17 protein-coding genes are annotated in these 14,768 nt (G+C 34.1%); 13 read left to right on the top strand and 4 right to left on the bottom strand.

Going from position 1 to position 14,768, the window contains the following annotated elements:
- Window positions 1–317: 317 nt before the first annotated feature.
- The 5 genes from acear_RS06300 to acear_RS12560 all read left to right on the top strand — a co-directional run bounded on the left by acear_RS06300 (window position 318) and on the right by acear_RS12560 (window position 5,111).
- On the top strand, window positions 318–1,247 hold the full coding sequence (locus acear_RS06300; RefSeq protein ID WP_013278178.1) for an ABC transporter substrate-binding protein: 930 nt from the start codon (window positions 318–320) through the stop codon (window positions 1,245–1,247).
- Window positions 1,248–1,470: 223 nt separating this feature from the next.
- Window positions 1,471–3,096 carry a thiamine pyrophosphate-binding protein gene (locus tag acear_RS06295; protein ID WP_013278177.1) on the top strand — a complete coding sequence of 542 codons (1,626 nt, stop codon included), beginning with the start codon at window positions 1,471–1,473 and terminating at the stop codon, window positions 3,094–3,096.
- An 18-nt stretch (window positions 3,097–3,114) separates the two neighbouring features.
- Entirely contained in the window at window positions 3,115–4,203 is a 1,089-nt protein-coding gene (gene hisC, locus acear_RS06290) for a histidinol-phosphate transaminase (protein ID WP_013278176.1), read from the top strand.
- 230 nt (window positions 4,204–4,433) lie between these two features.
- Window positions 4,434–4,907, top strand: a complete 474-nt coding sequence (locus tag acear_RS06285; protein ID WP_013278175.1) for a QueT transporter family protein — start codon at window positions 4,434–4,436, stop codon at window positions 4,905–4,907.
- A gap of 51 nt (window positions 4,908–4,958) precedes the next feature.
- Window positions 4,959–5,111 carry a hypothetical protein gene (locus acear_RS12560; RefSeq protein ID WP_187286612.1) on the top strand — a complete coding sequence of 51 codons (153 nt, stop codon included), beginning with the start codon at window positions 4,959–4,961 and terminating at the stop codon, window positions 5,109–5,111.
- Between the two features lie 579 nt (window positions 5,112–5,690).
- On the opposite strand, the gene acear_RS06280 is transcribed toward acear_RS12560, so the two are convergent.
- A complete protein-coding gene (locus acear_RS06280; RefSeq protein ID WP_013278174.1) occupies window positions 5,691–6,278 on the bottom strand; it encodes a transposase in 588 nt (195 codons plus the stop codon).
- Window positions 6,279–6,283: 5 nt separating this feature from the next.
- Window positions 6,284–6,412, bottom strand: a complete 129-nt coding sequence (locus tag acear_RS13020; RefSeq protein ID WP_187286611.1) for a CopG family ribbon-helix-helix protein — start codon at window positions 6,410–6,412, stop codon at window positions 6,284–6,286.
- 216 nt (window positions 6,413–6,628) lie between these two features.
- On the opposite strand from acear_RS13020, the gene acear_RS06275 reads away from it, so the two are divergent.
- Window positions 6,629–7,327 carry a hypothetical protein gene (locus acear_RS06275; protein WP_148217689.1) on the top strand — a complete coding sequence of 233 codons (699 nt, stop codon included), beginning with the start codon at window positions 6,629–6,631 and terminating at the stop codon, window positions 7,325–7,327.
- A gap of 11 nt (window positions 7,328–7,338) precedes the next feature.
- On the opposite strand, the gene acear_RS06270 is transcribed toward acear_RS06275, so the two are convergent.
- Window positions 7,339–7,782: a DMT family transporter gene (locus acear_RS06270; RefSeq protein ID WP_013278172.1), complete on the bottom strand. Its 444-nt coding sequence runs from the start codon at window positions 7,780–7,782 to the stop codon at window positions 7,339–7,341.
- 172 nt (window positions 7,783–7,954) lie between these two features.
- Here acear_RS06270 and acear_RS12555 point away from each other — a divergent pair, with 172 nt between their 5' ends.
- The 7 genes from acear_RS12555 to larAH6 all read left to right on the top strand — a co-directional run bounded on the left by acear_RS12555 (window position 7,955) and on the right by larAH6 (window position 14,046).
- Window positions 7,955–8,107: a hypothetical protein gene (locus acear_RS12555; RefSeq protein WP_187286610.1), complete on the top strand. Its 153-nt coding sequence runs from the start codon at window positions 7,955–7,957 to the stop codon at window positions 8,105–8,107.
- 496 nt (window positions 8,108–8,603) lie between these two features.
- Complete coding sequence (locus acear_RS06265) at window positions 8,604–9,296, top strand: YkgJ family cysteine cluster protein (RefSeq protein ID WP_013278171.1); 693 nt, start codon at window positions 8,604–8,606, stop codon at window positions 9,294–9,296.
- A 57-nt stretch (window positions 9,297–9,353) separates the two neighbouring features.
- Window positions 9,354–10,163: a DUF1638 domain-containing protein gene (locus tag acear_RS12125; protein WP_013278170.1), complete on the top strand. Its 810-nt coding sequence runs from the start codon at window positions 9,354–9,356 to the stop codon at window positions 10,161–10,163.
- A 139-nt stretch (window positions 10,164–10,302) separates the two neighbouring features.
- A complete protein-coding gene (locus tag acear_RS06255; protein WP_013278169.1) occupies window positions 10,303–11,070 on the top strand; it encodes a hypothetical protein in 768 nt (255 codons plus the stop codon).
- A gap of 33 nt (window positions 11,071–11,103) precedes the next feature.
- The gene (locus acear_RS06250; protein WP_013278168.1) at window positions 11,104–11,748 is read left to right on the top strand and encodes a lipase family alpha/beta hydrolase; all 645 of its coding nucleotides are present in this window, start codon (window positions 11,104–11,106) and stop codon (window positions 11,746–11,748) included.
- A gap of 93 nt (window positions 11,749–11,841) precedes the next feature.
- Window positions 11,842–12,732, top strand: coding sequence for a DMT family transporter (locus acear_RS06245; protein WP_013278167.1), 891 nt, complete (start codon window positions 11,842–11,844; stop codon window positions 12,730–12,732).
- Window positions 12,733–12,789: 57 nt separating this feature from the next.
- Complete coding sequence (gene larAH6, locus acear_RS06240; RefSeq protein WP_013278166.1) at window positions 12,790–14,046, top strand: nickel-dependent malate racemase, LarAH6 family; 1,257 nt, start codon at window positions 12,790–12,792, stop codon at window positions 14,044–14,046.
- Between the two features lie 80 nt (window positions 14,047–14,126).
- Here larAH6 and acear_RS06235 read toward each other — a convergent pair whose 3' ends face one another.
- Window positions 14,127–14,660 (bottom strand): hypothetical protein, encoded by a 534-nt coding sequence (locus acear_RS06235; RefSeq protein ID WP_013278165.1) that lies wholly within the window; start codon window positions 14,658–14,660, stop codon window positions 14,127–14,129.
- Between the last annotated feature and the right edge of the window lie 108 nt (window positions 14,661–14,768).

Genomic DNA, 14,768 nt, shown 5'->3' with positions numbered 1-14,768 from the left:
ACTTATTACTGAGCATCTTGAAGGAAAAAAGTAAAATAATTTATAAAGTAAAGCTAATTAAAGATTATTTAGAATAATAAACCTTAAATTCCATTCATAGTTTGACAAACTTCAATATTATTATTATAATACTATACCGTAAGTTACTGAATAACTATATTTTCCCATATTAGGCAGAGGAAAAATAAAGGTGGTGATACTCTAATATAGTTAAGTAGAATTTATTATAATCAAGCTTAAGTTAAGTATAAAGAATATTACTATGATTATAAATTTACTTAATTTTCTTTACCTTTAGTTAGAAGGAGGAATAAAAAATGAAAAAGTTAGTTGTAAACCTTATTATATTAATGATGTTAGTAACTATCTTTGCGGCTCCTGTTGCAGCTAGTAATCCTGAAGAACCTATTGTGTTTGGAGAAGCTGATTGGCCGGGTATATGGGGGAAGGATGCAGTAGTAGAACATATCCTTGAAAATATAGGTTATGAAGTAGAGATTAAAACAGTTAAAAATGTTATTATTTATAATAGAATGGTCGACAAAGAAATAGATGTCTTTTTAGGGAGCTGGATGCCTTCTGATAAACCAACTCGTGATGAGTTAAAAGGTCAATTTAAAATAGTGAAAACAAATCTTGATGAAGGATTATATACATTAGGAGTACCTAAATATGTTTGGGAGGCAGGAGTAAGGTCATTTACTGATTTAGATAAATATGCAGAAAAATTTGACCATAAAATATACGCTGGTCCTATTGGTTGGAAGTTTACAAAAGCAATGAAAAAAGCTATTAAGAATGATATATATGGTTTGGGGGATTGGAAGCTGGTAAATTCAAGCCAAACTGCTATGATAGCAAACATGAAAAGAGCAGTAAAAAAAGGAGACTGGATTGCTACTCTTGCTTGGAAACCTCATTGGATGAATTATGTAATGGATATAAAGTATCTTAAAGATCCTAAAAACATTTGGGTTAATGCTGAATCCTGGGTAGATACTATTACTAGAGTTGGTTTCAAACAGGACCGTCCTCAGGTTCATAAGTTTTTAACCCAATTTAAAACAACTACTGACATGAGTAATGAGTGGATCTATTATATTGGTTATAAGGATCAAGAACCTGAAAGAGTAGCGCAGAGATGGGTTAAAAATAATTTAGATGTGGTAAAAGATTGGCTTAAGGGAGTAAAGGCCAAGAATGGTAAACAAGCTTTTGAGGTTCTAAAGAATAAAGTAAATAATTAAACTTAATTTAATGATAATTTGATGAATTTTCATTTGATGGTGAGTTGACATTACTATTTTCTAACTTTGAACTATAGTTAATATATCACATTATCTTAGATATTTGTAGGTTAAACACCTACAAATACCTGCCAAATTCAACTCCACCTAATACAGTAGTTTAGATGGAGTTTTCTTTGGAGATTTTAGATAAATTGAAAAGTATATGATGGAGGGTGCTATAATGGAAAAGGAGATAAATCAGATTGGAGCTGATCTAGTTGTAAAGGCCTTAGAAAAGCTCCAGGTGGAAACGATATTTGGGATTCCCGGAATCCATAATCTTGATGTCTATGATTCACTTCTTTCAAGCGATTTAGAACATGTCACGGCAAGACATGAACAGGGAGCCGGTTTTATGGCTGATGGATATGCCCGGACTAATGAAAAACCAGGAGTATGTTTAGTTATTTCTGGGCCAGGAATAACAAACATAATTACTCCTATGGGGCAGGCAATGGCTGATTCAGTTCCTATGGTGGTGATTTCCAGTCAGTTACCTACTTCGGTTTTAGATCAGGGAACAGGATCTCTTCATGAGCTTAAGAATTCAACCTATTTAACAAAAAGTGTAGCTAAGGAGAGCAAGAGAGTAATGCATAAAGATAAGATCAGATCAAGTATTGAAGAGGCTTATCATTTAGCAATGACTGGACGACCGGGCCCTGTGCATGTAGAAATTCCTTTGGATATATTACAAGCACCTATATCTAAAGTAGAATCATCGATAATGAATAATTATATTTCCTATGATCCTTGGGAGGATTTAAATCAGGATAATAAAATTGAATCTGCTGCGAATCTACTGCAGGAAGCTGACAGACCGATGATTATTGCTGGCGGAGGTAGTAGTCAGTCTACAGAAGAATTAAGGAAATTAGTTGAAGAATTGGAGATACCTCTAGTCCAGACTATTGCTGGAAAAGGGGTTATTTCTGAAGAACATCTCTTATGTCTAGGGGCTAGTATAAAATTTGATAGTATTCAAAAAAGAATCAAGAATGCTGACTGTGTGCTGGCTGTCGGTACTGAACTTGCTCCAACGGATCTAGAAGGTACTGAACTAAAGATTGAAGGTATACTGATTCAAATTGATATGGATCCAGGTAACTTTCAGAGAAATTTTGCTGCTGATATTTCTCTGCGTGGGGATGCTCAGCGGATACTAAGTGAGGTAATTGATAGACTTGATTTCAAAGAGAATAGTAATAATCAATTAAAACTAGAAGAGTTAGGACACAGTAAAGAGGAATTGGTTGAACATAGGGGGATAGATGAGAAGGAATTAGATTTTACTTTGGATATGCTGAATGTTATCAGAGAAGCCGTTCCGGAAGGTGGCGTTCTAGTAACAGATATGACTTCACCTGCTTATGTAGCCCGCAGTGAATATCCAGCCTATAGCCCGCGGACATTCCTACATCCTGTAGGATATGGAACCTTAGGGTATGCCTTACCTGCTGCGGCAGGAGCTAAGTTTGCTAATCCTAATAAGGATGTTGTAGCTTTAACAGGAGACGGTGGATTCCAATTTACAATGCAGGAATTGGGGGTACTTCTTGAACATCAATTTTCTTTACCTATTATTATTTGGAATAACGATGGTTTTGGAGAAATTAGAAGAAATGAAGAATTACGTCATCCTAATGAAACTATTGCAGTAAATCATAAGAATCCGAATTTAGAAGATTTAGCTCGAAGTTATGAATTTTCTTTTTCTTCGGTTACTAATTCTTCTGAACTGAAGACGGTTTTGGAAGATGCATTAGCAAAACCTAAACCTGAGATTATTGAAATTAAGGCTAAATAAGAAAGGAGGATAAGATTAATGGTAGATGAAATTCGGGAGACTATAAAGAATGTATCTCCCTATGCACACGGTAAAACAATAAAGGAGATTAAAGAAGAATATGGTTTGGATAAAGTAGCAAAGTTATGTTTTAATGAAAATCCATATGCTCCCTATCCGAACTGTTTAAGTGCTATAAAGAACGAATTTGAAAACTTAAATTATTATGCAGATGCAGATTACATAGAATTAAAGGAATTAATTGGAGAAAGGCTTGGTTTTGCAAAGAAAAATATTGCTCTGTCACACGGTGCGGTAGGAATTTTGGAAATACTGAGTAAGATATTTATTCAAAAGGGGAATGAAGTAATTATTCCTGAATCGACCTATGGCTTATATGAAGATTTATCTAGGTCATTAGGAGCAGTAGTAAAAAAGGCTCCTTTAGTTTCTGATAAAATAAATGTAGAAGTCATGTTGGATAAAATAACTCCAGAGACTAAATTAATCTGGCTTTGTAATCCTCATAATCCTACTGGTACGATTATTAAAGATAGTGAATTTAAATACTTTCTGGATCAAGTTCCAGAAGATGTCTGGATAATAGTTGATGAAGCCTATTATGAATTTACTGATGCCGAAGAATTACCTGATACTACTGCTACGGTTAAAGAAGGGGAGAATATCATTTTAGTTCGGACTTTTTCTAAAGCTTATGGTATGGCTGGGCTTAGACTTGGCTATGCTCTGGCGGATCAAGAGATAATAAGGGCAATTAAGCAGGCTAGTCAACCATTTAATGCTAATAAAGCAGCAATTGCAGGTGCTAAAGCTGTTTTAAAAGACGACAGTTATTTTAAAAAAGCTGTTAATAAAATAAATGATAGTAAGGAATACTTAATTTCTGAATTGAAAAAGATGAACTATCAGGTTCTTCCTTCTTATACTAACTTTGTGTTTTTCCGTACTTCTTATCCTGCTGATGAAATTACTAACGAATTATTACAGAATGGGGTTATGGTAGCTTCAGGTAGCAGGTGGAATTGTGATAAAGGAATTAGGGTTTCAATAGGAAAACCAGAAGAAAATCAAAAATTTTTACAGGAATTAAAAAGAGCTGGTAGTTAAATTAAAATCCAGCTCTTTTTTTGATTATTGAAGATTAAAAGTTGACTTTTTAAAATAATAAGCATACATAATGTTTAATTTTCTAGGTGAATTTAGTATAATGAAGGAGAAGTTATATTAGAACAAATTTCAGGGAGGAGGAAAGTAGCGGTATAATATGGGACAGATTATTACTGGAATAGCTATAGAAATATTGGTAGAGAATAATTATAGATTAATGAGGTGATAAAATGAAGATTAATAGCAAGTTAATTACTAAAATAGCTGGAGTAGCAGCCTTATATGCAGTCTTAACAATTCTTTTGGCACCTATCAGTTATGGAGCAATCCAGGTGAGAATAGCTGAAGCTTTAACTCTGTTACCTTTCTTTTTGGGCAGCTGGGCGGCTGTTGGATTATGGATCGGCTGTATGTTTGCCAATATATTTGGCGGTTTAGGATTGATTGATATTATTGGAGGCAGTGCCTTAACATTAGTTGCCGGTTTATTGACAGCTAGAGCTAGAAATATCTGGGAGGCCGGTATCTATCCAGTAATAATCAATGCTTTAGGAGTGGGATTAATTTTAAATATTACCCTGCAGCTTCCTTATTGGAGTACAAGTTTTTATGTGGGAATAGGAGAGTTAATATCTGTATATGTTATAGGTGTACCTGCAATTAGTATAACTATGGAGAAAGTAGGAAGCATATTTAGTACTTAGAGAATCCAATCGGACTGCCGTGCAGCGGTAAGTCTACCTGGATTGAAGAAAATGCGGAAGAAGGTGTATGGACAGAGATTCTGGAATGAAGGTGAAGACTTACTCTGGTGGATTAGAGGAATCTTTTTAAAAGAGCTGTTGGAACAGGCTGTTAAGCTATATATTGATGAGACTAATGTGACTAAAGAGCGGCGGCTAAAGTAATTGATTTAGGCAATGAGTATGGTTATGAAGTAACTGGAATCTGGATTAAGACTGATAAAGAGAACTGTCTTAAAAGATGTCGAGAAATATCCCAAAAAGAGTATGAATTAATGGAACCGGTCATTGAGCGAATGGCTGCTAAATTTAAAGAACCGACTGAAGATGAAGGCTTTAAGGAGATAATTGAAGTATGATTAATTAATTCCATGGCAGAATAGTCATGGGATTTTTTATAAGATAAGAATTTATTAAGGAGAGAAAAGATGTCAGCTTCTCCACCCAAATTAAACTAAGGATTTGCACCAATGGCACTAGCTTCGCGTCGGATGGAGCTTGCTAACTTCAAGTATGCTCAGCATACTCTATTAGCAAGTTTTGCACCTTCTTAATCGCACAAATTGGTGATTCACGATTAAGAAAGTTACGGGTTCGCCTGACAAGATTACGCCCATCCCTACTGTAAAGACAACAGGGGCTACGAGTTACCTCGTATACTATTTTTAAATAGCTCTTTTGGCAATATTAACCGAAGCATTATAATCAGCATTTAACTTATGTCCATTAGGGCATGCAAACTCATTAAGTAGCTAACTTAACAATGCCTAAATCAATACCTAAAATAGTGTCAGTTTCTCTTTTGGGTTGTTCATATTCCATAATTAAGTCGATATACCATTCATTATTATATTTATATAATTTAGCAGTTTTTAGTTTATATTTAGGATTTTCTATTTTATTAAGTTGATATTCTCCAAAGGATAAAGGGCAATAGATTGACTTCCTGCCTTTGATTGGAATTTTAGCAATATAGCGACTGTCATTATTAATCAATTCAAATCCTTTTTCATTAACTAAAGAAACCGGCACTTGGCTATGGAATTGAACATTATTACGGTATTTTTCACTAGCAGATTTGTAAGTTTCTACTGCTTTACGATTAGCTTCAACAGCTACTTGGGAAGGGAGGTTAAAGTTATGTCTTAATACTCTGTAAGTCTGTTTATGTGATTTAGTATAAGTAGTAAAATCCCAATGTTTAACTATTTTAAGTGCTGAACGAATAGCTTTATTCCAATCTTTAAGTAAATTATTTAACTGTTTTCGCTTGGTCTTAGTTAGCTTAAATAGTTTAATATGGTGGACTGTAATATGATGTTTGTTACTCAATTTAATCACCTCTTATCATAGTAATAGTTAAGAATGTATCTAATTAATTCTGAACGAGAAATACCCTTTTTCTTAGCAGTTTTATCAAGTTTATCAATTAAAGGTTGTGGTAATGAAATTTGAGTCCTTTGCATTATTATCATCACTACTTACATCATATTATACATCATATTAACCAAAATGTCAACAGTAAAATTAGAAAGGTAGGTGAAAACCGTAGCAATTTATTTCCATCTAAATCAAAAATAAGATTTAGATGGAGTTTCTTCGCTACGCTTTAGATGAAACAGCGGAGTATTATAGCAATTATTTTATTATTGATTATAATCTGCGGAGTATCCGGTATTGGAATGGCAGATGCCAATGTAGATATTAGAGTTAACGGCGGCGGTGTTATAAAGGTGAATAATATTATTGGTGGTGACCTAGTATCATTATTAGGCAATGTAGAAAGCGGTCCTGATGCAGTAGTCAAGGGGGAGATTACAAAAATAGGCGGTCCTGGACATGTTGTTACAGGATTCTTTGGCTGGGAATTCAGTATCTTTAGAGTAATTGTTTTCTATGGACTTGCTGTTTTAGTATTTGTTTTAATACCTAAGCATCAGAGAAGAATGACTGCGGCTCTAATGGAGAAGCCAGTGAGGAAACTCTTTATAGGATTCATTGCTCTTTTTGCACTGCCAGTAGTAATTTCGGTAGCAGGAATATCTTTAATTGGTATTCCGTTGATACCATTTATGATTTTAAGTTTTATTATAGCTAAATTCATCGGCTATGTAGCTGTAGTATTGGCAGTAGGAGGAAGAATTCGAACTGTCGGTAATTTCGAGATGAATATTTTTCTACAGCTGCTGGCGGGAGTAGTGATATTATGGTTGATAAGATCGCTTGCAGTTATTGGAGTTATCTCTTATTTAGTAGTCACGGCGCTAGCCGTGGGAACGATTATAGATACTAAGTTCGGTACCAACAGGCCCTGGTTTAATAAAGAGGAGTTTCGAGAGATATCTGAAAATGATAGGGATAAGGAAGAGGAAGGAGAATAGGCTTTGGAGAGTTAGTTGCTGCGAATCAGAACTGCTCCTATAATTAAAAGGATGACTCCTAAAATTCGCCATGGATTAATAGCCTGTTGGGGAAAGCCGAGAAATCCGTAATGGTCTAAGATTAATGATGTTATTAACTGGCCGGTGATTATTAAACTGATTAAGACGGTTGCTCCTAATTTAGGGGCCAAAAATATTGTTGAGAATACATAGATTGCTCCTAGTACTCCTCCAATCCAGATCCACCAAGGTGTCTGAAGCGCCTCCTGTAAAGTAGGCCAGTCATAGCCGGCGATTACTGAATATAGAAGGAGGGATATAGTTCCTACGCTAAAAGAAACTAAAGCAGCCTGAACTGGGTTATTAAGAAATAGCTGGAGTTGAGAATTAATTCCGATCTGGAATGTTACTATAACACCAGCAAGTAATGCAAAAAACATAAAGATTAACGTCATAATTATTCCTCCCACAGATTATTTCTTTATAGTTTAGACTATTTCCTTTAAATTATTAAAAAGAGTTTGCTTAGCAGCTGTTTTTGGGCTAAGTATGTTAAAATTGATTATATATGCAGGTAGAATATCAATATTTGTTTAAAAATATAAGTCAGTCCAGAGATCAGTGGAATTGATTACTGAGTTAGATGGGCAGTCAGAAGAAATTGATAAGATAGTGAATTTGATTAATGATATTGCAGAACAAACGAATGAGGCTACTGGAGATATTATTGATTTAGTTAAAGAGACTCAGGACAAATCTGATACTGGGTGCAGGCAGTAAAGTAGGTGGAACAGAAGACCCAGAAGAAGGTTTTGGAAGCAGAAGTTTATAGAGAAAATAATTTTTGAGGATAAGAATTCAGATACAGTAATGGATTTTTTTGTTTTTGACAGGAAATTAATGGGGGTATCGTGAAATAGATTAATGGTTATAGATCGTCTTAGAAATATTTCTAAGACGTTAAAAATTTCTAAGACGTTATCAGAAATCCTGTTTAGTGCCTATTATATCAATGGGTTAAGAATGTTTTGAGGGGATAAAATATTGAATAAAATCAAAACTAAACTGATATGGAGGTAATGATAATGAAGAAAAAAATTACCGTTAAGGATTTTGCTTTAAAGGCAAAAAACAAATTAGTTAAATTGTAATATTGGATTACAATTTAACTAAGCAATTCAGCACCACCCAAATCAAAGATTTGGATGGAGTTTTCTTGCTTGGAATACGATAAAAAGATAATTATAAGTGTTTCTTAGGAGGGCAGAAGCCATTAATGAGGAATTATGAGGATAGAAAAGTTAGTATCAATCAAGAAGTAGTAACTGAAGTTAGAGATAAATTAAATGATTTCAAACGAGAGATAGCAAACTATAGTGTAAATGAAGTAAAGACTGAAGAGTTATTTAGATTATTACAGAGGCTATATACTTTAGGAGGTAATTTATTAGCAGAATTTGATGAATTTATTGCTTGTCAAAAGGGCTGCAATCAATGCTGTGATAAATTAGTATATATTACTGAGCTTGAAGGAATGATGATTGATGAATTTATAATGAACAATTTTAATCAGGATGAGATTAATGAAATTCAGTCAGAAGTAAATAAAAGAATTAGGTTAAGGAATAGTACTGATGCTTCAAAAAGTTATGGTGAAGTTATTAGATCACATAAAAAGGAATTTTCCTGCATCTTTTATTCCCAAAAGAATCTATGTAGAGTATATCCTGCTAGGCCCTGGAACTGTCGGCGGCATATTGTATTTTCCGATAGAGAAACCTGCAGTTTGGAAACAGAAGAGAATCCTATTACTCTAGATAACACTTCATTTACGGAGGTAAAGGATTTGGTAGATGATATTGAAGAAGAGATATATAGGTTAAATGATACTTTTAAGAATGAAATTTATTATACTCTACAGGGATATGCAGAAGAGGTTATCTGTGAAATTGATAAGCAGGAATTATAAATGTAAAGATTGAATTATATATTTAATAATCAATCTTATTATGGAGGTGTATTAAGAATGAAAAAAGCGGTTATTTCCTGTAAAGTGCTCTATGAGGAGATATTTGAGCTTATTAATGGTGATTTTGATGTTGAATTTCTTCCGCAGGGACTACATAATCTGCCTAATTGTGAAGATATGCGAGATGAGATTCAGGAGGTGATAGATGAATTAGAAGCCAAAAAGGATTATGACTATATAATTTTAGGCTATGGTCTCTGCAGCGGTGGAGTTGAAGGATTAAAGGCTAAAGAGGCCAGTCTAGTTATTCCTAAAGTTCACGACTGTATACCTATGTTTCTCGGCGGAAGAGAGATTAAAGATGAGCTTGAGAAGGGAGGAACATATTATTTAAGCCGGGGCTGGATTGACTGCGGTGGAGATACATATAAGCGGTACTTATTTTTAGCTAATAAAGAAGAGGAATTACAAAAATGGATTGATAAGTTTAGAGATTATCAGTCTGGTGATAGTCAAAAAATTGTAGACTGGTACCAAAAGGACCGCTATCAGAAGTTAGCTGAACTTGGATACCCAGAAGATAAGGCCAGATTTGTTAGCTTTGAAGCTCTAAAGAATTATGATTCTATAACTTTAATTGATAATGATAATTTAGATTCTATACATTATAGATATACAGAAGCGATGTATAACTTTATTGATGATCTGCTTAAAGAGGAGCGGGGAGAGGGTTTAGATTATCAAGTTGTAAAGGGAGATACCAAAATTTTAAAGGATTTATTATACTTTGATGAACTAGATGAAAAAAACCAGACTAACTTAGCAATTATTCCGCCTAATGAAGGATTACAGCTGGAGATTAGGTAGAAATAGTTATAATTTAATAGTTGATTCTGGTTACCTAATTTAAAAGTAGGTAACCTTTTTTATTTTAGATTATGAACCAGTGATATCTAGAAGACATAAGATAAAAGTAAGTAAGATATTCTATCTGAGGAGGGATAATGTGGAGAAAGAACTTTTATCTTATGTCAAAAAGGAGCTGGATCTGGTTGAGGATAGTATCTATCTTTTAGATTCCAAAGCAGGAGATGTAACAGGAGATGGGATTGAGGATAATATTTATTTAATCGGTAATAAGGAAGATAATGATGCAATCTTTGCAGAAAATATAACTTTAGTTGTTCAGAATGGGGCAACAGGTAGATATATATCTGTATCGCTTGAAACTGATTCAGGTTATGGATCAAGATTATTTATAGGCGATTTTACTAAAAATGGAGTTGCAGATGTTAAAGTCAGTATAGATTCAGGCGGCAGCGGAGGAGTTGCCTATTATTATATCTATTCCTTTAATGGTAGAAGTCTAGAGTTGATATTTGATTTTGAAGAATTCAATCAGAATTATGAATATAAGGTTAATTATAGAGATTTTTATAAGGTAGAGGTGATCAATAAGACTTTAGGTAAGATCTTTGTAATTGATATAAGTTATCGAGATGCAGAATATCTTTCTGAGATCTATTATGCTGAGGGCAGATTAAAAGAACCAATTGAAGGTGATGTACTACCGCTAGGAGGATTATTTCCTATAGTGAGAGATGAAAGAAAGGATACTTATGATCTATTTGCAATTCAGCGGATTATTGGCAGGTATAATGCAGATGGCCTAGGTTATGCGCAAACATTTTTAACCTGGGACCGGAATGAATTTCTTCCTACTAATTTTGAAGTTGCATTGCTAGGGCAGGAGATTGATGATCAAATCTTGTAGATATACAGTAATAGGGGATGAAGGAGGAGAATGATGAATAATAAAGTAGTATTAGTCCATGGTTTTAGTAAGGATAGTAGAGATATGCTGCAGCTACAAGAGAATTTAAATCAGTTAGGCTATGAAGGAATTACAGTTGATCTACCTTTAACCTTTAAAACGATAGAAACTGCAGCTTCTATATTCAAAAAAGAGATGGAAATATTGATATCCAGTCTGGATGATGAAGAACTAATCCATCTTGTAGGCCACAGTACAGGAGGATTGATTGTTAGGAATTTTTTGGCTACTACAGACACAATAGATAAAGTGGGTAGAGCTGTACTAATCGGAACCCCCAATTACGGCAGTCAGTTAGCCGATATTGCAGCGGATTTATCGACAATTTTGGTTAATATACTTAAGACTTTGAGATCACTGCAGACAGAGGAAGTAAGAAAGCTAGAACTTGTGGAAGATAGTAAGATAGATATCGGCGCTATTGCTGGAAATAAGAATAATTTATTACTAGGTAAGCTATTATCTAAAGAAAGTGATGGATTAGTACATGTTGAGTCAGTCAAGTATGAAGGTTTAAAGGATTTTATAATACTTTCCTATGGTCATAAAGAGATTCATTATAAGTTTGAAACAGCAGAGTTAGTAGTTTCATTTCTTGAAAAGGGAAAATTTGAATAATTTTTAGTTGCTATATTTAACTTAGTTACTTATTGTTTGGTTACTCATAACTAAACCTCAAAACAATAACCACATCAATAAGGAGCGTATCCTATGACTGAATCCCGTTTTAATCCATACTTAATACTCATTTTAGGAGTCTTTATAATCTCTTTTGCAGCAATTCTAATTAAATTAACTACTGCGCCGGCACCAGTAGTTGCCTTTTATCGAATGGCCTTAGCTTCTATAATTCTCTTTCCAATAGTTATTGTTAGAAATAGAGGTGAAATAAAGGAGGTACTTACCAGGAAATACTTTATATCGATCTTTTGTGGCGGCTTCTTTCTGGCAGCCCACTTTATTTTTTGGATAACTTCATTAAATTATACTACTGTAGCCAGTTCGGTAGTATTTGTAGCTATGCAGCCTATCTTTGTAACTTTAGGTAGTTATTTAATCTTTAAAGAAGAGGCATCGGCTTCATTAATAGTAGGAATCGTCGTAGCGGTAGTTGGTAGTGTAATTATTGGATTCAGTGACTTAAAGGTTGCTGGAAACTTCTTATACGGCGATCTTTTAGCCTTAGCTGGAGCAGTTATGATTGCTGGTTATGTCTTAATTGCCAGTAAGTTAAGAGAGGAATTATCTCTTCTACCGTATGTATTTGTTATTTATTCAATTAGTGCTCTCTTTCTTTATATTTTTGTTCTGGGGCAGGGATATAAATTAGTCAGTTATAGCCTCAACGATTATTTTATCTTTTTTCTTTTAGCTCTAGGACCGAATCTAATTGGACATACTTCGTTTAACTGGGCTCTAAAGTATGTTTCATCGCCAGTAGTAGCTACTTCAATTTTAGTTGAACCTATAGGTTCAACTATTTTAGCCTTCTTTATTCTAAATGAGGTTCCTCCAATTGGAACCTTGATTGGAAGCATCTTTATTTTGAGCGGTATATATCTTGCTGTTAGGGAGGATTCCAAAGGGAAGGAGAAAAATTAATTTATTTGGATAATATAATAGAATATATCATTATAATAGTACTGGAGGAGTTAGAAAATGAAGTTAAAGTATGGAGAAGAAGAGTTGAATTTTGATCAAAGTAGGCTAACTAAAAGTAGAGTATTACTACCTAATGAGCAGAGAGGAGTAGCCGATCCCTTAAAAGCAGTTAAAGATAGTTTACAGAATCCAATTAATTCACTTTCGATAGCTGAATTAGTTAATGAAGAACTACCGGATAAAGTAGTAATTATAGTTAATGATGTCAGTCGACCAACTCCCTATGAATATCTTCTGCCGCCGTTATTAGAAGAATTACATAAAGTTGGAATAGAACAGGAGAATATTACCTTTGTAATTGCTACTGGAATCCATGAGCCTAATACTAAAGAACAGAATTTATCTATTTTCGGTGAGAAACTGCTAGATGAATATAAATTTATTTCTCATAATCCTGATGAGAATCTAGTTGATCTCGGTAAGTTAAGTTCGGGTAATAGACTCTATTTGAATCGAGAAGTTGTGGAGGCTGATCTATTAATTACCCTTGGAGTGATTCTTCCTCACTATTTTGCTGGTTTCTCTGGAGGACGCAAGTCTATTCTACCAGGTGTAGCCGGCAGAGAAAGCATAGAGTATAACCATTCTCATATGGTTGATCTAATCGGCAATTTACCACCGATAGAAGAGAATCAGATCAGTCAAGAGATGTTAGAAGCTGCCAGAAAGGCTGGAGTTGACTTCATCTTAAATGTAGTTACTAACAGCAACAAGGAGATTGTAGAAGTAGTTGCTGGTAATTATAAGCAGGCCTGGCAGCAGGGAGTTAATACTTCAAGTGAAATGTATCATGTATCGTTAGAAGAAAAGGCTGATGCTGCTATCGTAAGCGCTGGCGGCTATCCTAAGGATATAAATTTTTATCAAGCTCAAAAGGCTCTGGATAATGCTGATTATGCTACCAAAGAAGGCGGTACTATTATTTTAGCTGCTGAATGTAGAGAAGGTTTAGGTGAGAATATTTTTACTGACTGGCTTTCTTCTTCTACAGAACCGAAGGATAATCTACATCGGATCAAGGATAAGTTTGTATTGGGCGGACATAAGGCTTTTGCTATTAGCAAAGTAGCTATGAAGAAGGATATTATCTTAATTTCCGATTTTGATAGAGAGACTACTGAGCAGCTATTTGCTAAGAAGGCTTCGTCAATTAGTGAAGCTCTTGATTATGTAGAAGAAAAGCACGGACAGGATTATACTTCAGTTATCATGCCTCAAGGCGGACTAGCAGTGCCAGTAGTAGATAAAGAATAAATAACTTGGATAGTGCAGAAAGAAAGGATAGTGTCAGATCTGACACTATCCTTAATTATTTTTAGAGAGGAGTAATTTTACTAATCAAGAAAGGAACCGTAGAATTCGGCGCCGATGAAGAAGAGATCATTTGTATCTTTTTTAATATGAGAAAATTCTCCAGAATCATATTCTTTCTCTTTGTTCTTGATTCTAGAATAGCCGCAGTAGAACTGATTATCGTCATTAAAAGAGCGGGTTAACATCAGATTAATGTTATCGTATCTACTTCTATCTCCTTGACTACTATGTTGATAGTAAGGAGTAAAATTATAGCTGGAATTTAAATACCAATCATTTTCAAATGCGGTATCAAAACCGATATAATAATTATTGAGATTAGAATTATAATCATTATAATCATCATTGATTATCCGACCAAAATTAGTAGAAATTCGGTACTCTCCAACATCTAATTCCCCTGGTTCTAGCGGCTTAAAGCGGTCTAAAACCCAGCTGTCTTCATAAATAGATAACATGTTTAAGTTTTCAATACCGATAAATGCACTTGCTGTACTAATAATACATAAGTTCATTAACATCATAATTCCCAAAATAACCATTAATTTTTTCATCATTTTCCCCTCCTTTTGTAGGAATTTATACTTTATTGAAGAAATGTATAATTAATTATACCACTGTTTCTTCATTTAAGATATTACCCAAAAGTTCTATTTTACAAT

Source organism: Acetohalobium arabaticum DSM 5501 (assembly GCF_000144695.1).
GTDB classification, from domain to species: domain Bacteria; phylum Bacillota; class Halanaerobiia; order Halobacteroidales; family Acetohalobiaceae; genus Acetohalobium; species Acetohalobium arabaticum.
This window is presented reverse-complemented; position numbering and strand designations above follow the sequence as displayed.